The sequence below is a fragment of the Sedimentibacter sp. LTW-03 genome (assembly GCF_052059825.1).
Classification (GTDB): domain Bacteria; phylum Bacillota; class Clostridia; order Tissierellales; family Sedimentibacteraceae; genus Sedimentibacter.
Genome location: NZ_CP197180.1, coordinates 426,066 through 449,808, shown reverse-complemented (window position 1 = coordinate 449,808; position 23,743 = coordinate 426,066). Strand labels below are relative to the sequence as shown.

Sequence of the window (23,743 nt, the reverse complement as noted above, 5' to 3'; positions counted from 1 at the left end):
ATTGACAGTCCAGTATTATTGGAGGGAGTATATAATGAAAATAATTCATACATCAGACTGGCACTTAGGAATAAGCCTGCACAATGCAAGTTTAATTGAAGAGCAAAAAAACTTTATAGAATTTTTAATAGAAGCAGTAAAGAAAAACGGCATAGATGCAGTAATGATTGCGGGAGATATTTTTGACCATTCGGTATCAAGCGCTGAAGCTATTTCTTTATATAATTACGCTGTAACAGAATTATGCAATGAAATAGGAATTCCTGTAATTATATCTGCAGGAAATCATGATGGAGCAGTACGTCTTGCTTCTTGCAGCGAGCTGCTGAAAAAAACCGGACTTTATGTATTTGGGAAACTGACAAATGAAGTGGCAGTAGTGGAATTAAAAAATGCAGATGTTTATGTCCTTCCTTATTTCAACATTGATGAAACGAGAGCAATCTTCCCCAACGAAAAAATAAACAGCTATTTAGATGCAATGAAGTGTGTCTTGGATAATATGAATCTTAAGTTTCGTAGCGGCAGAAAAAATATTCTTATGAGTCACTGCTTCGTAAGCGGATCTGTTCTTTCAGAAAGCGACCGTTCCGCAATGGTAGGCGGCGCTTCCGTAGTGCCTTCGGAGATTTTTGAAGGCTTTGATTATGTTGCTCTCGGCCATCTTCACAAGCCGCAAAATAGAGGCTTTAATGCCAGATACAGCGGCTCTCCCCTAAAATACTCATTCAGCGAAGCAGATCATCAGAAATCCGTTACTATATTGAACATAGAAGATGAAATAACCATTCAAGAACTGGAAGTTGTTCCTTCAAGAGATATTAGAGTTATTCGGGGAACCTATGAAGAAATCCTTAAAATTGCAGAAAACGACTTAAAAAAGGATGACTATATAAAAATAGAAATGACTGATAAATATGCAGGCATGGAGGCTGTTGAAGTATTCAGAAGTTACTACGAAAACCTTCTGAATATTACAGGCAAAGTTAATGAGGCCGAAGAAAATGAGCTAACAGTCAATGAATTATACACACTTTCTCCTAATGATATTTTGGAGAAATTTTACAAAGAAGCTACAGGAAATGACCTGACTGACGAGCAAAATGATTTGTTTAATCAGGCTTTGTTTTCTGTTGAAGGTAAGGAGGACGCAGCGCAATGATACCTATAACTTTAAAATTCCAAGCATTCGGTCCCTATGTAAATAAACAGGAAGTAGATTTCAAAAAATTTGCGGACTCTGGCATATTTTTAATTCATGGAGCCACAGGCTCAGGAAAAACTACCATACTTGATGCAATATCATACGCGCTGTACGGAAAATCAAGCGGCGGTCAAAGAGGTGACATTACTTCTATGCGATGCCAAACCGCAAGCGAGCATATACCTACTGAAGTTGAATTCGTTTTTAAGATTGCTGATAAAACATATAAATTTACCAGAAGCATAGCCGTGAAAACTAGACGGAACGGCTCCAAACATTACAATGTTACACAAAACGCTCTATTTTTAAATAGCGAAGAAATATTTGTACCATTTTTTGAAAACCCTAAAATCAGGGAAACTGAACAAAAAGCATGTGAACTTATAGGACTTAGCCACGAACAGTTCGTACAAGTAATAATGCTTCCCCAAGGTAAATTTGAAAAGTTCCTCATGGCAAAATCAGATGAAAAGGAAGAAATACTTGTTACCCTTTTTAATGCCGGAAAGTGGCAAGAAGTTGCTGAATGGATATGTGATCAGGCAAAAGAAACGGCTAGAGACATAGCCGCAAAAAGAGATAATATAAATACACTGCTTAAATCAGAAAATGCTGAGAACATTGATGACTTAAATGTACAAATAAATGAAATTACAAAATCAGTCAATAGCGCTACTGAAATAATAAATAAGAAATCAAGTCAGCTGTCTGCAGAAAAGGACAAATTCTCACTTCAATCAGAAATTTTTAATTTTTTTGAAGAAAGGTTAAGGACAGAAAAAGAACTGGCAAAAATAAAGGAACAGGAAAAAGAAATAAATGAACTGATGGCAAAGATCGAAAATGGCAGAAAAGCACTAAATGTTTCACAAAAATATTCAACAGTTATGAATTTATACAAACTTATGCAAGCTGCAAATTTAAAACTTACAAAAGAAAAAGAAAACAATTCTATATATAAATCTACTGCGGAAAAAAACGACAACGAACTTTGTGAACTTAAAAAAAATGAACAAGCCATTGAAAAATCAAAGGAAAATAAAATTAAATCCGAAGCTCTGGTTACTGTATACAAGGAAATTACAAAAGCTCAAACAAGTTCTGAAAGAGAAAATAAAAAACTTGAAGCATTAAAAAAAGAAAATACGAGCAAACAAGAGATTTATAATTCCCTTAGGGAAAAACTCAAGCAACAAAAGGAGCTTAAAGATCACATATTTAACACATACAGTATGAAGCTGCCTGAGCTAAAGGAAAAATCAGAAAAATTCGCAATGCTTGAAAAGAAAAGTCATGAACTTAGCTTGCTTGATAAAAATATTAATACAACAGACAGACAGCTCATTATGCTGAATAAACAACTTGGAAAATTTAAAGAATTGATAACACTTAAGAAACAAGAATACGAATCTGTTTACAGCAGTTATATAAAAGGAACCGCATACCTGTTAAGCGAAAGCCTGAAAGAAGGAAATGAATGCCCTGTATGCGGAAGCGTGCATCATCCCAAAAAGGCTATAAATACTAATTCGAACATAGATGCTGCAACAGTCAAAATGCTCAGTACAGAACTGGATGAACTAAATGAAAAGTTCAATGCAACAATCAATGCAATAACAAAACAGGATGCCATAAAACTGTCGTCTGTTGAAAGCCTTGAAAAGCTTCAGCAGGAAAAAAATGAAATAAAGAAAACTCTCGGCGAAGACAGCAAAGAAGATGTACTTGCTCAATTGAGAAAAGCTGAAAAAGAATCAAGCAGATTAAATGATATTATCCGTTTGGAATCAGACTTGTCTGAAAAAATCAACAATACGGAAACAGAATTAAACCAATTAAGCTTAAAACTGAACGAGCAGAGCAGATTAAAAGAAGAGTCAGCTGCAATATACAGCTCAATGAACTCTCAAAAAATAAGCGGAATAGAAACCGAAACTGAATTGCTCAAGAAAATAAATTCGTACAAACTCTCAATAGACAGGTATGTAAATGAATTAGACGCTCTGACAAACAAGAAGGCATCAGCAGACAAGCTACTAAGCTCGTCAAATACAAGCCTTGCTTTCTTAAAAGAGGATTTTGAAAATAAAAACATTGAATATGAAAAAGAAAAAAATGAGTACTATTTATTGTTAAAAGAAAATGGATTTGCGGACACTTCTGAATTTAAGAAGTTCTTAGTACCACAGGAGCAAATTGACGAATGGGATAAAAAAGTACAGGCATATATAATTGAAAAAGGCTCCGTTGCCAAAAACCTTGAGCGCCTTATCAAACTTACAACGGGTAAAGAAAAACCTGACATTGAGCTAATAAAAAGTTCAATTGCTGCACTTGAAAATACTATTAAAGAATATGACAAACAAATTGCGCTGAAAGCAGATAAAAAAGAAAGAATCAATAAAACAATCAAGCAAGCTGAAAAGATCCAAAAAATCCTCCAAGAAATGATGAGAAAATACGACATGTATTACAATTTTGGAACAACACTGCGAGGTGACAGAGGCGTAAGCCTTAGGCGATATGTTTTAGGAGTCATGCTCTCATCAGTAACGTCAGAGGCAAATCGTCTTTTGAAAAATGTTCACGATGGACGATATCAGCTATGCAGAACTCTTGAAGGAAGCGGCAGGACAAGAAAAGCAGGTCTGGAGTTAGAGGTTTATGATGCCTATTCAGGTGAAAAAAGAAGTGTTACAGGCTTATCCGGCGGAGAAAAATTCCTTGTGTCCCTGGCACTCTCTCTTGGACTTTCTGCAGTAGTACAAGCACAGTCCGGAGGAATAAGGATTGATACTATGTTTATTGACGAAGGCTTCGGCAGCCTGGACAGCTCATCAATAGGAGATGCCATGAACATATTAAGCTCTGTCAAAGGCTCCAAAAGGCTTGTAGGAATAATATCTCACGTACAAATGCTTAAGGAGACAATTGAATCATCCATATCAGTTGAAAAGAGCCGAAAAGGTAGCACACTGAGAGTTAACGGTTAAGACCAATAAGAAACAACAGTACCATTAGGCAGCCAGCACAGAATATCCAATACTACTAATTCCTGGTATATTGATAAGCTATTCTGGGGCTGCCATCCTTTACATATATAATACCGCATTTTTCAAAACCGTTTTTTTCTATCAAGTGCCTCATAGTACTATTATTTTCGTGGGTATCTATGCGCAAGTTATGTATAAGTTCCTTACAATAATCCAAGCATCGGGAAAAAATACCTTTAACTTTACCATCACTGGCGATGCGGTGTATTGTACCGTAAGGATCGTCATTTTTCCATGAACCATTTTCTATGTAGACGTATGACTCATCCGATCCAATGATAAATGCAAAAGCTCCGTGTATTTCATTGTTTTCAATATATACAAACAAATGCTTTTTTTCTATGTCATCCTTCAGCATTTCAAGTGCTGGGTATGAATCACCCCACTGTGTAGGATTGCCGTTATCCTCCATGTACCTTCTGGCGATTGCATATACCCCCATAATTTTATCTAAATCTTCATATTTAGCCAAACGTATACTATACATGCTTCATCTCCTTATCCTTTATTATAAATAGTATACTAAACCAAAACTTAAATTTCAATGTCTTTACATAAATGACATAAATATTTATAAAAAAGCACTAATATATCTGATTAGTGTTAATATTTTCAAGTGCATCAGTGCTTTCCACAACTTTTATGCCTTCGGACACAGCAATTTCGTACAGAGCTTTATTTTTTTTATTTATTTCACCATATTTTTTCAAACAGTTGATTACCGTGTCACAGGATTTCATACGGCGCAGGGCACTATGGAAGACATCATCTCCGATAGGCTCAAAGCTTTTTTCAAAAAATACTTCGCTTGCCAAATCACACGCCAGTTGATAATCAATATCGTTTTCGTGAAGTATACCTGTTATAAAAGGTATTCTCTTTTTTTGCAGTGCGCGGTATTCCCCAATCCCTGTTCCGCCCCCTGCTATTACAAATATTTTTGGCTCCCCCTTTGACCTCTCCATCTCGAAACTGCCAAACAAAGGATTATAGCTTCCGTTAGTCAATTCGTAAAGTTCACTTATAAGGTCCTTTTGGAATATTTCTCGGGGAGTGCCTAAGTGGGTAATATACTCTCCCTTTACACACATCACTAAATCTGATACCTTTTGAGCCATATCCAGCTCGTGGAGGGACATGATGACTGTTATATTGCGTTCTTCTGCTAAGGTTCTTAAAATGTTAAGAAGCTCAAGCTCATAATGTATGTCTAAAAAAGAAGTTGGCTCATCCAAAACTATTATTTCAGGTTCCTGGCAAATTGCTCTTGCAATCAGTATTCTCTGACGCTGTCCATCACTGATTTCATTGAAATCTCTATCTCGCAATTCCCATGCATTCACAAGATCCATAGCCTTTCGAATTTCGATATTATCCTGTTCCGAGAGTATGCCAAGCATTCCAGTATATGGGTACCGCCCTGTTGCGACCACGTCTTTGCAGGTCATAAGCTCCGTTTTAAGCTTTTCTGTCAACACGACAGCTAATAGATAGGACATTTCTTTGTTACTCATAGTATCTATTGATTTATTGTCAATATAGACTGTTCCGTATATACTGTTTAGATGTTTTGTTATGCTTTTTAGAATGGTGGATTTGCCTGAGCCGTTAGGACCGATCAAAGTCAGTACCTGCCCCTTTTTTAAACGTATTGCAATATCTTTTATCATAGGCTTACCGTTATAGCCTACCGTCAGCTGCTTTGTGCTGAAAAAGTATTCCGTAGTCATCATTGTACTCTCTTTCTTAACATAATGTAAATTACAATAGGAACCCCAAATACTGAGCTCACTGAACTTACGCTTAGTTCCACAGGAGCAAATAAAACCCTTGCTATAAGATCACAGCCTAAACAGAAAACAGAACCGCCTAAGAAGCACATCGGAGTGACAATAAGCGGCTTTGATGTTTTCAAAAATGATTTTACCAAATGTGGCACTGCTATACCTACGAATGATATAGGTCCGGCAAAAGCAGTAACGCAAGCGCACAGAAAGCTGGAAAGCAATATAAGCATGATGCGAAACAATTTGATGTTTACACCCATATTCTGCGCATAGCTTTCGCCCATCTGATAAGCACCTATAGATTTAGACATAAGAAACACTATTGCCGAGGCAGTCATTACCACCATAGCCATTACACGTACGTCCCTCCATGAAGTTCCCGAAAAGCTGCCAAGAGACCAATTATGAAGATTTACAATGTTTGCATCATTGGCAAATGTAATCATTATGTCTGTGGCCGCAGAGCATATATAGCCAATCATAACGCCGCAGACAATAAGCATTGACGCCTTCTTAACCTTTCTTGATATGATAAGGACAAAACCCATGGAAATCATAGCTCCTGCAAATGCTGCAGTTATAAGGACTCCGGAGCTGACAGCATTGTACTTACTGAGTACTGTTATCATCACTATGGCAACCATCATTTTTGAACCGGATGAAATCCCCAGCACATATGGTCCCGCAATAGGATTATTGAAAAACGTCTGGAGCAAGAATCCTGACAGAGTCAATGCCCCTCCCAGTATAATACCTGCTGCTATTCTTGGTAGTCGAACTTTCCATATTATGCTGTAATCAGCCTCATTTCCGCCACGGTTAAACAATATTTTGATAATATCTTTCACCGAAACGTCTACACTTCCTAACTTAATATTCAATAATAACAAAACCACAAAGAGAACAATTAATATCGTCAGTGTGATAAAGTACCTTAAATATCTTGCGCTTTTGTTTTCTATTTCCATTCATCTTTCCCCGCTGAGTTATTAATGCAGCTTGTACATAAAATTTAATTCTGTCAGATTTTTGTCGTCATCAGTTAGCATCTGGCGTATATCTGAAATCATCAGGCCAAACTGTGTGGTTTCTTGAAACAGATTTTTGCTTGTACACCATACATTTCCGTTTTGAACCGCCTTAAAATCTTCCATCAAGCTGTTTTTATTTATCAATTCTTCTACGGAAGAAAGCTCACCGTCTATAGTGCTGTTATATATGATAAAATCTGCATCTTTTGCTGTGGAATAAAATTTCTCCATCTCAAGTGTAACTGTGCTGGTGGCGCTTTCTGGATCTCCAAGGTCATCATATATATAATCACCTCCGGCAAGCTTAATCATTCTTGTTACATAGTCACCTGATTTTCTGGCGATGGCATTGCCTGAAGAGCTTATATAAAAAAACGCTACTGTTTTACCTGTGTTTTCCTTATTTGAAATTTCCTCCAAATAACTTGCCTGTTCGTTAAAAACCTGTTTTGCAACTGATTCTTTTCCTGTTAGGACTCCGTAAAGTTTTATCCACTCAGTACGTCCAAGAGGATGAACTTCATAGCTTGACTGGTCTGTAAGCACCGGAATACCCAGCTCTTCCAGTTTTTCTTTAACCTCTGGATTATGGTTTATCATTGTGGACTCAACTGCAAGGCTGCAGCCATTTGACATAATTAGCTCATAGTCCGGCGCATTATATTTCCCCGCATATATAATATCGCCGGCTTCCATTGCTTCCCTTGCATTTTTAATATACCAGTCTTTCGATTTTGTTCCTGATAGGCTGATACTATCTAAGGAATTCAGGGCATCAAACAGACACATGGAAGAAGTGGCAACGAGATAGATATCCTCAATGGGCCGCCTCAGAACCGCAATGTCTGAATCTATGCCTTCTGGTATATCAATGGACTCCGGTACAACCAGATATCTGCCACCATCTGATATGGTTATCAGGGCATACCCGCCGTTGTAATAGTCTACACTAAAATTTTCTGCATACTTAAGCTCTAAACTACTTTCTGGCTCCCATCCGTTTCCAAGCCCTTTCTTGCTTACATGCTTGCTACCGGTGCATCCTGTAACCAGAAAAATAATCATCACACATATCGTAATGAGTATATTTTGCTTTTTTATCATTTTTTAATCCTTATTTTTTTTATCTAGTTTTTTTGTTTTGATTTAACAGTAACATATGAAAAGAGCCCTATTATCAAAACTATGATTACAGCTGCGATGCTGATGTCAAACAGGATTTCAGCTGCCCCACCACCGTTAAAGGGCTTAAGTGTATCGGAATTAAAACGAATCGTGTAGTCAATTTCGTGGGGTACGCTCATTGCCACAGTTTGTGCACTTACAGCCATATCCTTGTCCAGTGAAACAGGAATCTCGAATGTGGAATTCCCGTCAGTATTGACGGGATAATAGTAATTTCCATCTACCAGCATATACTCGTAATACGGACTGCTCCAAATTACAGAAGCAGTCATAGTACCGCTTGCAACTGTCAACTCTGCCGGAGATTCGATCTTCACTCTGCCCGACCCTCCAGAGAGAGTTGCTTCCACAGTGTACCTGCCGTCTGCCGGAAAATCCGCAGCAATTGCTTTAACCGGCAATATTGCTATTAATAAAAGAATAACCAAAGCTATAATTTTTTTCATCTCATATTTCATTTTACTATAAACAAAACCTAGTGCATTTTTTGCATACATTATTCCACTGTCACAGCTTCTTCTGGTATCATTGAGGATTGAAATACCAGAACCCTATCATACCATGCTTCTTTATTTATACTCCATGCAGCGCAGTTAATATCCTGGTTAAGTGCTACCACCGGTACTTCATATGTGTACTTACCTTCACTGTCCTCTACATAATAAATACATTTATCATCAGTATCGGCAAGTGCCTCTTCACCGGTACCCATGTATAATTTCTCATAACCCGTTCCACTGAGAGTAATTACTGCTGACATTTCACCCTTTGCTACAGTTAGTTGTGCATCAATTATGCGAAACATACTGGAACTGGAAGAAACTTCAATCTGATACGTGCCGTCCTTAATCTGGTCACCCTGTAATGTTTGAGCTTTTTCGGCTTCTTCTAAGTCATCCGTATCTTCAGCAGGCACATTTTCCTCATTAGTACTTTGATCTATGGCTTCACCCAAATGCTTAACAATCATATTCTGAACACCTGTGTACTCACCCATACCTTTAAGCACAGTCTCAACCTCATATCCTTCTGCTTCAAATGCGCTTTTCCATGAATCTTCTTCATCACCTGCCATATCATTGTTAGCATGATCTCCTGCAACAATCATAAATGGTAGCAAGACAACCTTGTTTGCTCCAGATTCTTTAACAAGAGCAATAACATCATCTAAAGATGGAGTTGCTTCCACTGTGCCCATAAAATAATTATCATGACCTGCATCGGTAATGTATTGTTGAACCTTTGAATATACAGCATTTGACTCATGTTCTGTTCCGTGACCCATGAACACAATTGCAGTTCCCTCTGTGTCATATGATTTTGTCTCTTCAGTTATAACTGAGACAATTTCTTTAAAATCTTCATCTGAGGCAAGCAATTGTTTGCCAACCTTAAAGCTTTCAAATTTGTCCTTATATGCTGATACTTCGTTGATAATATCATCATACTCAAAACCGTTCATAACATGTGTAGGCTGTATTACAACCTCTTTTACACCATCTGCTACCAAACGATCCATTGCTTCTGTTACATTGTCAATTTCTAAACCGTCGCGATCTTTAAGCTTGTCAATGATAATCTGACTTGTAAATGCACGTCGAACCTCATATTCAGGATAAGCTTCTTGCAACGCTTTCTCAACGCCTCCAATGGATAAGTCACGGTTGTCATTGTAGCTTGTACCAAAACTTACTGCCAGTATAACTTTGGACGGGGAATCTTCTGATAGATTTTCAACTGGAGGGTTTTCAGCCAGAGGATTTTCGTCTGCAGCATTTGTTGAATTTGAACATCCTGTTGCCATTATTAGCAATAACGACAGTGCCAGTATAAGCGTAAATAATTTTTTAATTTGTTTCTTCATTATTAATACTCCTTTTTAATTGTTTTTATATATTGCTTTATGTCATATCCGGTGGATTTTAGAAAAATCCGCCGGCGTTAATAAGACCGAAACTAAAAAACGTCTGCGATTAACTCGCAGACGTAAATAAAACGTGAGACTATAACATATTCATACAAAATGAAATATGTTTGTATTGCATCCATAGCCATGGTAGTCCGCAGGGCTGTACGCACTGCACTGTAAGTGCAGCAAGGAAACCGGCAAGTATTCTGGCTTATCACCCTGCGTTTACATAGAACGCTATCTTTGACACCTTCCCGGAATAATTTCCAGTGGTATTAGTCAAAGCATCAGTGAATTACAGCAACGGTCTTGCGTGGGATTTGCACCCAACTTCCATAACCTGATTCCTATATTCAATTTAAATCAGTATAGCACCATAAGAAACACTTTGTCAATAATATTTAGTCATTGCATTGGTGCTTTTTCATAATGTGTTTACGCTTTTTCCGGTTCTTCGTAGGTTTCTCCGAAGGTTTCTATCGTTACTTTTTTTAATCTCACATCTTCCATAGGTTTATCTCTGTAATCAGTCTTTGAATTTGCAAGTTTATCTACTATGTCCATTCCTTCCGTAACTTTGCCAAATCCAGCATATTGTCCGTCTAGATGTGGTGATTTTTTATGCATAATAAAAAACTGAGAACCTGCAGAGTTGGGAGCCATAGCTCTTGCCATTGATAAAACACCTTCAGTGTGTTTTAAATCATTCTTAAAACCATTGGATGTAAATTCACCTTTGATTGAATATCCAGGACCTCCTGTACCATTTCCTGTTGGGCATCCTCCTTGAATCATAAACCCTTTAATTACTCTGTGAAATGTTAAGCCGTCATAAAAATTTTTATTGATCAATGATATAAAGTTCTTCACAGTATTAGGAGCAATTTCGGGATAAAGCTCTGCCTTTACTGTATCGCCGTTTTCAAATTCAAATGTTACTACCGGTAATTTCATATATCCTCCATTTATTATGTTATTATTTACTATACTTTACACTATCATGCAGAATTATTCAAGACGTAATTGCTGCAATGATGTTGATAAAATAATAAAATTTGCATATTCTTTCTGAATATTTTAATTTTAAGGTTGTAACAACATCTATACACCGGAATATATTAAAGTAAAGTTATAGTAAATATGAGGAGGTTATATAAGCATGAAATGCTCAGATAGAAACAACGTTCTAGGTACCGGCGGAGTAGCTGAAAGATGCTGCACCGGCCAGTCAGGTTGTGATTGGGACGGAACCCTGAGAAACGTAGTAACAGAGCCAATATATGTTCAAAAAGTATACGATGCAGTACTATTTAATTTACAAGGGCTTAAAACTGCTCCCGATACTTGCTTTGAGCCAAGATTAGGATGCGGAACAAATGTAATAAGAATATCAGAAATAAGATGCAGAAAATTCTTCAATCCCGAAAACATTAATGACGAATGCAATATGAAAATTAATCCTATTACAACTTTATCAGGTGGTCAATTTGTTAAGAAAGAAGATGGCTGCGATTATAAGGTTATAGGTCCTGATGGTACATTAAGTCAAAAATTAATTTGGGCAGACACTCAGTTCTGTGATGATGAAGAGCAGGGAACACCTGTATTCGGAACACAAAACATTGAAGTTTCCGGATGTGTTGAAGTAGAAATGGATTTAGTTGTAACACCATGTGATTCAAACAGTGAAAGCATTATTACATTGACAGCTGTAGTTGAAATTGCTCCTACATGTAATCCTTTAGTACTAACGAACTTCTTTGAAATTTGCGTACCTTCAGTATATGACACAGCATTCCTGCCAAGATTTACTGAATTCTGCAATTTAGACTGTGTGGTAAGACTTGCAACAAATAGCATTCAAAGAGATTTCACTCTCGATCCGAGGACAGGTGAATTATCCGTTAACTTAATAATTTCACTTTGCATCTCCTGCGAAAAGAAAATAGTTGTTCCCGTACAACTATGTGTTCTGTCAACAGGATTTGTGCAGCTCTCTCCTGAACAAGCAAGCATTTGTCCTACATTCCCTCGCTTATTCCCGAGACAGATTGATGAAAACTCTGTGGGAGGAGCAGGCGGCGGCTCCGGATGCAGACCAAGGTGCCAATCAGCTGAAGAATAATATTCAAAAACCTGCTTATAAGGCAGGTTTTTTTACATATATTCAGTGTCTAAATCTACGTCTTTTTACATCTGTTCTCAGCTTTTCTTTCTCTATGTCCCCTATTCCTTTTTCTATTAACAATACATCTACGGATTCTTCAATAACAGTTTTAATAAGTACCACAATCGGAACTCCAAGAATCATTCCAAGAACTCCGAACATATTTCCTCCTACCGTTACTGATGTAATAATCCATAGCGGACTTACTCCCACATTTTTCCCCACAATGCGCGGGTCAAGAAAATTAGCATCCAGCTGTTGCACTATAACAATTATAATTAGCGCCGTTATTGCTTTGGATGGGTCCACGAAAAAAGACACTACAATCACAGGAACAGATCCTATAATGGGTCCAAAGTAAGGAATTATGTTAAACGTCCCAATAATTGTCCCCATAAGTGGCGCATATGGAACACGGAATATAAAAAATAAAATCACGCATACAATTCCTACTATTGTAGAATCAAGAAGCTTGCCGTTTAAAAAGCTCTTAAAAATTCTATTCGCCTCAGTGAAGGTACGAAGCATCTTTTTAGCTCTACTTTGCTCAAAAAATGCATATATAAATCTTTTCCCTCTGGCTAATATATCTTCCTTTTCAATAAGCATGTAAATATTGATTATAAAGCTTGTTATTATTGTCACGGCACTTGCACCAAAGTTTCCAACCATACGCATCAGCACAACGGATATTTCAGTAAAAGCATTATTTATAAGATTCCTGACCAATTCGCTAGCATGAAGGATATAATCAGCTATATGATGGATATACTCACTGTCAGACTTATTTTTTAAATCCATCACAATTTTAGTTATATCAACATTGCCTTCCATTATAAAATATACTATATTGTTTATATTTTCTACTATCTGAGGAACCAGCTTGTATATGAGCAAACCTATCATGCCAATTAAAATTATACACGCCAGCAATATGCCCTGGCACCGTCTTACCTTCAATTTTCCCATAAGGAGGGTAACGACAGAATCCAAGAGATACGCCATAATCAGTGCATAAAGCACAGGCTTAAATGAATTTTTCAGCCAATTAACTGTGTCCAGGCTGAAAACAAACATTAAAATTATCCAAATTACAAATAATATCGGCAACAACAACCTTAATATGCTTTTATATTTTCCTATGCTACCACCCCTCTACATTACTTTTGCCTGCCCCCTGTATACAACTCCTTGTTTTCCGTTTACCGTTAATATTTCTCCATCCTTAATTTCTCTTATACAATTTTCGGCTCCAACTACAACTTCTTTGCCGAGATTTAATCCAGCAATAAATGCGTGAGATGTTAAACCGCCCTCTTCTACAATGATGGCTGATGCTCGTGCCATATATTCAATTACGTCTTTTCCAGTTGCCGACATTACTATTATATCCCCATCTTCAAATTTATCCCTAAGTTCGGCAGCATTTTTTGCAATTATTGCTCTTCCTATAACTGTTTCTTTCCCTACTCCCACAGTCTTATACAATAGTTCGCTTACTATATGAACCTTAAGAAGGTTAGTGCTTCCTGATATTCCAACGGGAACACCGGCTGTTATAACTATAAGATCTCCGTTTTCAATGTATCCAAGTTCCAAAGCTCCTTCAACAGATTTTTCTATAATTTCGTCTGTTGAATGCATCTTGCTTATTTTAACAGGATAAACTCCCCAGTAAATAGACATTTTTCTCATTACATGTTCGTTTTCAGTTGCAGCTATTATTGGAGCCAGCGGTCTGTACTTGGATACTGCAGCCGCCGTATAACCTGAAGATGTTGCAGATATAATTGCAGAAGCCTTTAAATCAAGACAAGTCCTGCATGTAGCATAGCTTATGGAATCTGTTATACTGTTGTTAAAGCCCATATTTTTTGTTTTTAGTATTTCCTCATAATCCAGCGAATTTTCTATCATCTGTGCAACTCTTGCCATTGTTTGTACAGATTCAACAGGATAACTTCCAGATGCTGTCTCTCCTGAAAGCATTATAGCATCTGAACCTTCAAAAATAGCTGTTGCAACGTCTGAAACTTCCGCTCTTGTAGGTCTCGGATTTCGTATCATGGAGTCAAGCATCTGCGTTGCAGTAATTACAGGTTTCCCTGCATCGTTGCATTTCTTTATAAGCATCTTCTGAACAAGTGGCACTTCTTCAGCAGGGATCTCCACCCCCAAATCACCTCTGGCAACCATGACTCCGTCCGACACTTCAATTATTTCATCGATATTTTCTACACCCTGTCTATTTTCAATCTTAGAAATAATCATAATATTGTCTGCATTTTTGTCTTCAAGTATCCTTCTGATTGAAATAACATCCTCAGCCTTTCTAATAAAGGATGCTGCTATGTAATCCACGTCATTTTCAATACCGAACATTATATCATCAATGTCTCTCTCAGTAAGCGCCGGAAGATTTATTTTTACATTTGGAACATTGACACCTTTTTTATTCTTGACCGTTCCTCCGTTTTTAACAATACATCTTAAATCCGTATCATTTATTTTTTCTACTACTTCCAGTCTTATAAGCCCGTCATCTATAAGAACCATATCATTTTCATTTACATCTTTAGCAAAATCCTCATATGTAACGCTGGCTATTTTATTTGTTCCAAGAACATCTCTTGTAGTAATAATGAATTCCTGATCTTTTACAAGTTCAACTCCGCCATTTTCAAAATCTTTAGTCCTTATTTCCGGACCTTTTGTATCAAGCATAATTGCAGTGCAAGCCCCTAAATCATCTCTTACTTTTTTAATTACTTCTATTTTTTCTTTATGCTCTTCATGTGTACCATGAGAAAAATTCAGTCTGGCCACATTTAATCCACTTAGAACTAATTCTTTAAATGTTTTTTCATTTTCTGAAGCCGGCCCTATTGTGCATACAATTTTAGTTTTGCGCATCTTTTTCATCTCCCTTTCAAACAGTCAATTATTAGTAAATAAAACTTTGTTTTTTATATTGATAATATCTTAGTCAAATCATAAGTTGTTTCATCAAATCTTTTCTCAACCAAAAGTGCTTCTTCCATATCCATATCAAATATTTCATTGCCTCGCACTCCAAGTGCCCGATTTTTATTTGAATTAAATAAAAGCTCAACTGCTTTTGCGCCCATCTGGCTACCTATGAGTCTGTCAAACGCTGACGGAGTGCCTCCTCTTTGTGTATATCCCAAAACGGAATATCTCGTAGTTACACCTGTCTTTTTTTCTATTATTTCACTAATATCTTTTGCGTCTCCAGCTCCCTCTGCAAGTATGATTATGCTATGTCTCTTTCCTCTTGCCCTTCCTTGCATTATTTTGTCACACACTTCATCCATATTATTCTCAACTTCAGGGATAATAACCATTTCGGCTCCGCCTGCCAGCCCCGCATAAAGAGCAAGGTCTCCGCAATCTCTCCCCATTACCTGAATGACATTTGTCCTTGAATGAGATGAAGATGTGTCGCGTATCTTTTCAACAGATTCCAGCACTGTTGTAAGAGCCGTGAAAAATCCAAGAGTGTACTGAGTATATGGAAGGTCATTGTCTATAGTTCCCGGAATTCCTATAACCGGTACACCAGCTTTTCCAAGCTCCAGTGCTCCTTTAAACGTTCCGTTTCCTCCAATTGTAACAATTCCATCTATTCCTAGGTACTTAATATTTTTAAGTGCTTTTTCAAATCCTTCTTTTTGTTGGAACTCCTTACTTCTAGCACTTCCAAGAACGGTGCCTCCCCTATGAATTATGTCCGCCACAGATGATAAACTCATTTCAACGCTTTCACCTTCCACAAGCCCTCTGTATCCACTTTTTATACCTACCACATTAATATTATTATAAATTGCATACCTTACAACGGATCTTATTGCGGCGTTCATCCCCGGTGCATCTCCACCACTGGTAAGCACTCCAATTTTTCTCATTACAATCTACCTCCTCAATCAAATTTGACGTCATAATGTCCGACTATAATATAATGAATTTTCTATTACTGAATATACCATTTCTTACTTTATTACAATATTGCCTTCACCAAACATTACCTTGAGAAAAGCAATTAGTTCTCTGTTGTTAGCATCCACCCAATTCTTTACAGGCATAACCATATTGGCTCTTTCCTGGTGATTATATATTATAACGCAGTCGCTTCCCGGATATTTGCATATACTGCTAAAAAGATCTTTTTTTATTTTCTTATAGTGCTCCTTGTTTTCAACCTTCAAATACAGCTTCTTTGATGAAGTTTTACCTGTATCAATTTTTCTGATTTCGTAGACCTTATTGCATATAAGCTTTGGAGCTTCTTCTTCCGATGCATCTATTGTTCCTTCTACCATTACAATATTGTCCTCGTATAAAATATCCTTGCAGCTTTCGTAAATCTTAGGAAAAATTATGCCCTCCACTGTTCCGTATAAATCCTCTAAAGTTATAAATGCCATCATGTTATTGTTTTTAGTTATTTTATTTTGTTTTTTTATAATTATTCCGCCTATTGAAATCCTACTTCCATCTGAGAGTCTGCTATTTTCACCGGATTCTCTTATTTCTGATATTTCATTGGTATTAGTTGTAGCTGATTTTTCAAGCTCCTTTTCATATTCCGACAGCGGGTTACCGCTTAAGTATATGCCAAGCATTTCCTTTTCCATGGCAAGAAGCACTTTTTCATTATATTCCTGCATATCAGGTATATCATCTCTGTCCATTTCCATACTTCCCGGCGAAATTTCATCAAACAATGAGAATTGGCCCTCTATATTTTTCTTCTTTTGGTTAACTACATCATCAATTATCCTTTCATAAACCGCCATAAGCTGGGCACGCTTAATTCCCAAAAAATCAAATGCGCCACATTTAATCAATGATTCAATCTGTCTTTTATTCAATACACTCTGATCAACCTTTTTGCAGAAATCAGTAAAACTCTTAAATTTCCCCTTTGACTCTCTTACTTTAATAACTTCGGCAATTACATTTGTTCCTACATTTTTGACAGCAGAAAGGCCAAAACGTATTTTTCCTCCTTCAACAGTAAATTTGTCCCTACTTTCATTTACATCAGGAGGCAAGATTTGTATTCCCAGTCTCTTACATTCTCTTATATACAACGATACTGTTCCCGAGCTGCCCATAATGCTTGAAATAAGTGCTGCCATAAATTCAACGGGATAATAATACTTCAAGTAAGCAGTTTCATATGCCAATGCTGCATACGCAACAGAATGTGCCTTTGGAAACGCATATTTTGCAAATTCAACCATCAAATCATAAATGTCATTGGCTGTTTTCTCGTCCACCCCGTTGTTAACAGCACCAAGAATCGCCGCCTCACCATTTTCAGCTTCTTTTCCATATATAAAGTTTTTTCTTTCTTCAAGCATAACACTCATTTTCTTTTTACCCATGGCACGTCTCAACAAGTCGGAACGTCCCATTGTAAAACCGCCTATGTCTCTCACTATCTGCATTACTTGTTCTTGATAAACCATGCAGCCGTATGTAACATTTAATATGGGTTCAAGTTTTGGATGAAGATAAGTTACATTTTCAGGATTAAGCTTGTTCTTTATGTATACGGGAATCTGCCCCATAGGCCCAGGCCGGTACAGAGCATTTGCTGCTGACAGGTTTTCAAATTCTGTTGGTTTCAACTCGCCTAAAAACGCCCTCATTCCTGAGCTTTCAAACTGAAATATTCCCAATGTTTCCGCATTAGCAAACATTTTGTAAACCTTGCTGTCATCATACTTGCAATTACTGAAATCCACCTTTACATGATGGTTACTTTCAATAAGCTCAATCGCATCACGTATTACAGTCAGAGTCCTCAAACCCAAAAAGTCCATCTTTAAAAGTCCAAGCTCCTCCAGTTCTATCATGTTAAATTGAGTTGTTATTACATCTTTGTTTCTTGAAAGAGGTACATATTCGGTAACATCCTCCTTAGATATCAAAACTCCTGCAGCATGGGTTGAAGCATGTCTGGGAAGTCCTTCTACCTTAAGAGCAAGGTCAATAAGTTTCTTAACCTTCGAATCTCCTTCATATAAGTCATTCAATTCCTTATTTACTTCAAGAGCTTTTGAAATAGTCATTCCAAGGCTCATTGGTATTTTCTTTGCGACAAAATCAACTTCACCATAAGACATATCCAGAGCCCTTCCAACATCTCTGATTGATCCTCTGGCTGCCATTGTTCCGAATGTTATAATTTGTGCTACCCTTTCCTCACCGTATTTATTTCTGACATACTCTATTACTTCTTCACGTCTTTCATAGCAAAAATCAACATCAATATCCGGCATGCTAACACGATCCGGGTTAAGAAACCTTTCGAAAATCAAATTATGTTTCATTGGATCAATATTTGTAATTTTCATTGAATATGCCACTAAACTTCCGGCAGCCGAACCTCTTCCAGGCCCCACCATTATTTTATTGTCCTTGGCATATTTTATGAAATCCCATACAATAAGGAAGTAATCAACATAACCCATTTGCTCAATTACGCTTATTTCGTAATCAAGCCTTTTTTGAAGTTCGCTATCAATTTTGTTATATCGGTCTATTAAACCATTTTGACATATTTCCCTGAAATATTCTGATTTTGTATGTCCTTCTGGAATCTCAAATTCCGGAAGATGTACAGTGTCAAAATCCAGTTCAACATTGCACCGCTCAGCTATATCCATCGTATTCTTAAGCGCATCCTCCGGAAACAACTCCAGCATTTCTTCATAAGATTTAAGATAAAATTCATCCGAAGGAAACTGCATTCTGTCATCATCCATAACTGTTTTTTGCATTTGTATGCACAAGAGTACATCATGGAAATATGCATCTTCCTTGTTTACATAATGAACATCATTTGTAGCCACAAGTTTGATACCAGTTTCACGACTGATCCTGACAAGCTCCTTGTTCACGGTTTGCTGCTCTTTCATTCCATGATCCTGCATTTCAAGAAAGAAGTTATCTTTTCCAAAAATGTCCTCGTACATCAGTGCTGTATTTAATGCCTCAGCATAATTGTTGTCAAGAATATGCGATTGCACCTCTCCAGCAAGGCATGCACTCAGTGCAATTACACCACTGCTATATTTTCTGATTGTATCATGATCAATTCTGGGTTTGTAGTAATAACCGTCTACAAATCCTATTGAACAAAGCTTTATAATATTTTTCCATCCTTCTTCATTCTCTGCAAGCAACACTAAATGGAACTGATTTTTATCCCTTTGAGGATCCTTGTCAGTAAGCCTTCTTGGTGAAACATATGCTTCAAATCCAAGTATAGGTTTAATTCCCGCTTTTTTTGCCTGCTTAAAAAACTCCACAACTCCGTACATGACTCCATGATCCGTAATTGCCAATGAAGACATGTTGAGCTCCTTCGCTTTATTTACTAGCTCTTTAATCCTGCACGCTCCGTCCAGCAGGCTGTATTCAGTATGTACATGTAAATGTGTAAAATTATTGTTCATATAATACTCCTTAGCGGTATTTTAACACTTTTCATATGCATATTCAATTTATTTAATAAATTTATAAATAACAAACAACACAGTACAATTCCAATATTCTCAAGCCATGGAAACTGCTTCTTTATCTTCACCTCATAAAATATTTTTATTATTTAAATAGCAATTCAATTAATTTAATAGTACAATAAGTTTGATTAAAATCATGCCTTCTGCATGTTGAATTCATAAAATATAAAAAGAACCTGAATAAAAAGGAGATTTCAATGTTAAGTTCTAAGACTGTTATTGTAACCGGAGCATCAAGAGGTATTGGTCATTCAATTGCAGAATTATTTGCCCATAAAGAATATAATGTTTTAATTAATTATAACCATTCCAAAGAAAGTGCCATGCATTTATATGATAAGCTTAAGAGTGAAGGATTATTTGTTAAAACTTACAAAGCGGATGTATCAAACAGATATGAAGTTGATTTAATGACAAAGTTTTGTATAGAAGAATTCGGCGGTCTTGATATTCTTATAAACAATGCGGGAATTTGTCAGGAAAAACTGTTTACTGATATTACAGATGAGGATCTGGATCACATGTTGAATACTAATTTTAAAAGTGCATTTTATTGCTCTCAGAGTGCATTAAAGCATATGCTTCCCAATAAACAGGGAAAAATTATTAATATTTCTTCTATATGGGGAATTGTAGGAGCATCATGTGAAGTGCACTATTCAGCAACAAAAGCAGCAATAATTGGATTTACTAAAGCGTTGGCAAAAGAGCTTGGGCCTTCAAATATTCAGGTGAATTGCATAGCTCCTGGAGTAATACAAACAGAAATGCTCTCTTCGTATAATGAAAATGAATTAGGTGAGCTAAAAGAGCATACTCCATTAATGAGGCTTGGAAATCCAAATGATATAGCCGGATGTGCACTTTATTTAGCATCTTTGTACTCTAATTTTGTGACAGGTCAGGTAATCAGCCCAAACGGCGGTTTCGTAATTTAATCATTTTATTAAAACCTGTGCAAAACATAAGCACAGGTTTGGAAATATCAGTTTAATAATTAAAAATCCAGCATATGTACATCAAACTATACTATCGAATATACTACCATTCCAATAACACCTGTTGCTATCATTACCTTTATTGGATCTGCACCGTACTTTCTTAAAACAAACAAACCTATTGCAACCAGCAGCAAGGAAATATAATTAATGTCACCTGCATTCATAGTCATCAAAGTAACACCTTCAGATTTAAAAGCTGCTAAAAGCAGGATAGATAATCCGGCTGACCCTATCAATGATACAACCGCAGGCCTTAGTCCTTTTAGTACACCTTGAATACCTGAAAGATTTTTATATTTAAAATAAAAATATGCCAAAGTCAGCACTATAATACAAGAAGGTGTTATACAACCTATAGTCGCAACTATTGCTCCTGGAATCCCTGCTGTTCTAATTCCAACAAATGTTGAAGCGTTCAACGCAATAGGCCCCGGTGTCATTTGAGAAATTGTAAGCAAATCCGCATACTCAGAAAGGGTAAGCCAGTTATGCACTTCAATCACTTGGTATTCTATAAGAGGAAGAGCGGCGTAACCACCGCCTATGGCAAAAAGGCCAATTTGAAAGAAGCTCCAAAATATTTCAATCAAAATCATTTGTTAATACCTTCCTTCTTAAAGAGATTATAATAAAAACCCCCAAATACACCACTGAATATAATTATCAATGCAGCATTAATATTAAAAACTACCGCTGCTAAAAAGGTTACTGCCATAATCATTATTGACACTATATTTTTAGTTTTAAAAATATCCATAGCCATTCTAATAATTACATCCAAAATAACTGCTGCAACTCCGGCTCTCATTCCAAGAAGCATATAATTAACAATTCTATTTTCCTTAATAAATGAATAAAAATGAGCAATCACAGTAATTATAATCAGAGGAGGAAGTATTGTCCCTAGTATGGTTACAAATGCTCCAACGATCCCTGCAATTCTGTATCCTACCATTATTGAAGTATTGACTGCAATCGGTCCGGGAGCTGATTGAGAAATAGCCACAAGATTTAGCATTTCTTCTTCATCTATCCATTCAAGTTCCTCAACAAACTTTTTTCTCATAAGAGGAACTATTACATATCCTCCTCCTACAGTAAAAGCGCTCAATGAGAATGTTGACCAGAAAAGCTTCAAGTAAAATTTATAATTTCTTTCCATTTCTCTTCCTTTTTTTGATTTACTTTCAATATGATAAATATTTACATCAAAGGTGCAAATATTTTTAGAATGGTTCTTATAACTTTCTTTACTCTTGATATTTTCTTAACCTCATACAGAGTTATTTTTCTGCTCTTCTCAAGAGCATCCAATGTACTTTCTTTAACCTGCTTTATACTATCTGTATCAAACATCCATACTCCACATTCAAAATGCAGATACAAACTTCTGTAATCGAGATTTATTGTTCCTACAACAGCATATCTGTCATCAATAACGAAAGTCTTTCCATGATTGAATCCCGGTGTATACCGGTAAATGGACACTCCTGAATCTAAAAGCTCTTCATAGCTTGATTGGGTAACGGCAAATGCATACCTTTTATCAGGGATACCTGGAGTAAGAATTTTTACATCCACACCTCTTTTTGCTGCAAGACTTAATGCAATCATCATTTTATTGTCTGCAATAAGATAAGGAGTCTCGATATAAATATATTTTTCCGCCTGATTAATTAAATTCAAATATACCGCTTCACTTACGTGCTCATCATCCAGCGGACTGTCGTCAAACGGCTGAACATAACCACAGCACCCAAGGTTTTCGTCCAACGAGTCCGGCATAAACTTTTTATAATCTTCTTCCGTATCCTTGAGAAAAGTCCATATAGATAAAAACATCACTGTAAGGCTCCAGACTGCATCTCCCTTTATTTTTATGGCACAGTCTCTCCAATGTCCGAATTTTTCCACTGCATTGATATATTCATCAGCAATGTTAACTCCTCCCGTAAAAGCTGTCTTTCCATCAATAACAGCAATCTTTCTATGATCCCTGTTATTTAGCCTTAGGGACAAAACAGGAATAAATGGATTGAAAACACAGCATTTAATTCCATATTCCTCCAATCGCCTGTTATATCTGAAAGGAAGTTTGAACATGCATCCCACATCATCATAAATGACACGAACGTCAACACCATTTTTAGCTTTATCCTTCAATATGTCAAGAATAGTGTTCCACATCTCGCCCTCGTCAATAATAAAAAATTCAAGAAAGATAAATCTTTTCGCATTTTTTAATTCATCTATCAAATGTTCAAAAAATTCCTCTCCTGACGGTAGAAATTTTGTATATGAATTATTGTAGACTGGACACATAGTATATTTTTCAATATACTTAGCCTGATTAAATGCAACATTGCTATCTTGCTTCAAAAGTTTCAGAGTTTCCTGATTCTGATTCATGCACTCTTTCATTTTATCAGAAATACGTGACATCTTTCTTTTCATTCTTCCAGATAATCCTGTTCCACCCAGCGTCAAATAAAAAAGCCCCCCGAATATGGGAAACAGCATAATTGGAATAATCCATGCAACTTTATAAGCCGGATCACTCCTACTGTTCAGTATATGTAATACGGCCAGAATACTTATAATAGTAAATATTACATCAAATACAACAAAATAATCGCTGAATTTTCTGATCATTATAACAAATGTCAAAAGCTGCAGCAAAATCGATAAAGCAACAAGCACAACTCTGCTAAACAACATATTTCTAATTCTCTGCATACTCTCACCAACCAAATGCTTATTATCATTTCAAATACTGTATCTGCTTGATTGTACCAAATTTTTATTTGTTTGTAAAGTTTGTCTTAATTCTAAAATTGAGATTAAAAAAGG

General features: G+C 36.5%; 18 protein-coding genes and 1 riboswitch. Of the genes, 4 read left to right on the top strand and 14 right to left on the bottom strand.

The annotated features are described in order from the left end of the window. The first annotated feature begins 34 nt into the window (after nucleotides 1–34). Nucleotides 35–1,162, top strand: coding sequence for an exonuclease SbcCD subunit D (locus tag ACS3UD_RS02190; protein ID WP_308137964.1), 1,128 nt, complete (start codon nucleotides 35–37; stop codon nucleotides 1,160–1,162). After that, a complete protein-coding gene (locus tag ACS3UD_RS02185) occupies nucleotides 1,159–4,197 on the top strand; it encodes an AAA family ATPase (protein ID WP_308137965.1) in 3,039 nt (1,012 codons plus the stop codon). The genes ACS3UD_RS02190 and ACS3UD_RS02185 overlap by 4 nt, the downstream gene beginning before the upstream one ends. A gap of 55 nt (nucleotides 4,198–4,252) precedes the next feature. On the opposite strand, the gene ACS3UD_RS02180 is transcribed toward ACS3UD_RS02185, so the two are convergent. From ACS3UD_RS02180 to ACS3UD_RS02150, 7 genes are all read right to left on the bottom strand, one after another. Further along, nucleotides 4,253–4,744 (bottom strand): N-acetyltransferase, encoded by a 492-nt coding sequence (locus ACS3UD_RS02180; RefSeq protein ID WP_308137966.1) that lies wholly within the window; start codon nucleotides 4,742–4,744, stop codon nucleotides 4,253–4,255. A 97-nt stretch (nucleotides 4,745–4,841) separates the two neighbouring features. Continuing rightward, nucleotides 4,842–5,990 carry an ABC transporter ATP-binding protein gene (locus ACS3UD_RS02175; protein ID WP_308137967.1) on the bottom strand — a complete coding sequence of 383 codons (1,149 nt, stop codon included), beginning with the start codon at nucleotides 5,988–5,990 and terminating at the stop codon, nucleotides 4,842–4,844. Next, nucleotides 5,987–7,012 carry a FecCD family ABC transporter permease gene (locus tag ACS3UD_RS02170; RefSeq protein WP_308137968.1) on the bottom strand — a complete coding sequence of 342 codons (1,026 nt, stop codon included), beginning with the start codon at nucleotides 7,010–7,012 and terminating at the stop codon, nucleotides 5,987–5,989. The genes ACS3UD_RS02175 and ACS3UD_RS02170 overlap by 4 nt, the downstream gene beginning before the upstream one ends. Nucleotides 7,013–7,033: 21 nt before the next feature. Then, nucleotides 7,034–8,179 carry an ABC transporter substrate-binding protein gene (locus ACS3UD_RS02165; protein ID WP_308137969.1) on the bottom strand — a complete coding sequence of 382 codons (1,146 nt, stop codon included), beginning with the start codon at nucleotides 8,177–8,179 and terminating at the stop codon, nucleotides 7,034–7,036. Nucleotides 8,180–8,202: 23 nt separating this feature from the next. Further along, the gene (locus ACS3UD_RS02160) at nucleotides 8,203–8,757 is read right to left on the bottom strand and encodes a hypothetical protein (RefSeq protein ID WP_308137970.1); all 555 of its coding nucleotides are present in this window, start codon (nucleotides 8,755–8,757) and stop codon (nucleotides 8,203–8,205) included. Further along, complete coding sequence (locus ACS3UD_RS02155) at nucleotides 8,757–10,124, bottom strand: sirohydrochlorin cobaltochelatase (protein WP_308137971.1); 1,368 nt, start codon at nucleotides 10,122–10,124, stop codon at nucleotides 8,757–8,759. The genes ACS3UD_RS02160 and ACS3UD_RS02155 overlap by 1 nt, the downstream gene beginning before the upstream one ends. Nucleotides 10,125–10,348: 224 nt before the next feature. Next, nucleotides 10,349–10,528: riboswitch (cobalamin riboswitch) on the bottom strand. 76 nt (nucleotides 10,529–10,604) lie between these two features. Next, nucleotides 10,605–11,123, bottom strand: coding sequence for a peptidylprolyl isomerase (locus ACS3UD_RS02150; RefSeq protein WP_308137972.1), 519 nt, complete (start codon nucleotides 11,121–11,123; stop codon nucleotides 10,605–10,607). Between the two features lie 205 nt (nucleotides 11,124–11,328). On the opposite strand from ACS3UD_RS02150, the gene ACS3UD_RS02145 reads away from it, so the two are divergent. Continuing rightward, entirely contained in the window at nucleotides 11,329–12,294 is a 966-nt protein-coding gene (locus ACS3UD_RS02145) for a hypothetical protein (RefSeq protein ID WP_308137973.1), read from the top strand. Nucleotides 12,295–12,336: 42 nt separating this feature from the next. Here the strand turns inward: ACS3UD_RS02145 and ACS3UD_RS02140 are convergent, their stop codons facing one another. The 4 genes from ACS3UD_RS02140 to ACS3UD_RS02125 all read right to left on the bottom strand — a co-directional run bounded on the left by ACS3UD_RS02140 (nucleotide 12,337) and on the right by ACS3UD_RS02125 (nucleotide 19,826). Next, nucleotides 12,337–13,413: an AI-2E family transporter gene (locus ACS3UD_RS02140; protein ID WP_308137974.1), complete on the bottom strand. Its 1,077-nt coding sequence runs from the start codon at nucleotides 13,411–13,413 to the stop codon at nucleotides 12,337–12,339. A gap of 78 nt (nucleotides 13,414–13,491) precedes the next feature. Then, entirely contained in the window at nucleotides 13,492–15,249 is a 1,758-nt protein-coding gene (gene pyk, locus ACS3UD_RS02135; protein WP_308137975.1) for a pyruvate kinase, read from the bottom strand. A 53-nt stretch (nucleotides 15,250–15,302) separates the two neighbouring features. Then, nucleotides 15,303–16,262, bottom strand: coding sequence for a 6-phosphofructokinase (pfkA, locus tag ACS3UD_RS02130; RefSeq protein ID WP_308137976.1), 960 nt, complete (start codon nucleotides 16,260–16,262; stop codon nucleotides 15,303–15,305). An 84-nt stretch (nucleotides 16,263–16,346) separates the two neighbouring features. Further along, nucleotides 16,347–19,826 carry a DNA polymerase III subunit alpha gene (locus tag ACS3UD_RS02125; protein WP_308137977.1) on the bottom strand — a complete coding sequence of 1,160 codons (3,480 nt, stop codon included), beginning with the start codon at nucleotides 19,824–19,826 and terminating at the stop codon, nucleotides 16,347–16,349. Nucleotides 19,827–20,089: 263 nt separating this feature from the next. Here ACS3UD_RS02125 and ymfI point away from each other — a divergent pair, with 263 nt between their 5' ends. Beyond that, nucleotides 20,090–20,830, top strand: a complete 741-nt coding sequence (ymfI, locus tag ACS3UD_RS02120; RefSeq protein WP_308137978.1) for an elongation factor P 5-aminopentanone reductase — start codon at nucleotides 20,090–20,092, stop codon at nucleotides 20,828–20,830. An 86-nt stretch (nucleotides 20,831–20,916) separates the two neighbouring features. On the opposite strand, the gene ACS3UD_RS02115 is transcribed toward ymfI, so the two are convergent. From ACS3UD_RS02115 to cls, 3 genes are read right to left on the bottom strand one after another with little or no spacing between them, the layout of a single operon-like run. Beyond that, nucleotides 20,917–21,489: a chromate transporter gene (locus tag ACS3UD_RS02115; RefSeq protein WP_308137979.1), complete on the bottom strand. Its 573-nt coding sequence runs from the start codon at nucleotides 21,487–21,489 to the stop codon at nucleotides 20,917–20,919. After that, nucleotides 21,486–22,055, bottom strand: coding sequence for a chromate transporter (locus ACS3UD_RS02110; RefSeq protein WP_308137980.1), 570 nt, complete (start codon nucleotides 22,053–22,055; stop codon nucleotides 21,486–21,488). Before ACS3UD_RS02110 ends, ACS3UD_RS02115 begins: the two co-directional genes overlap by 4 nt. 41 nt (nucleotides 22,056–22,096) lie before the next feature. Next, nucleotides 22,097–23,629 (bottom strand): cardiolipin synthase, encoded by a 1,533-nt coding sequence (gene cls, locus ACS3UD_RS02105; RefSeq protein ID WP_308137981.1) that lies wholly within the window; start codon nucleotides 23,627–23,629, stop codon nucleotides 22,097–22,099. Nucleotides 23,630–23,743 lie beyond the last annotated feature (114 nt).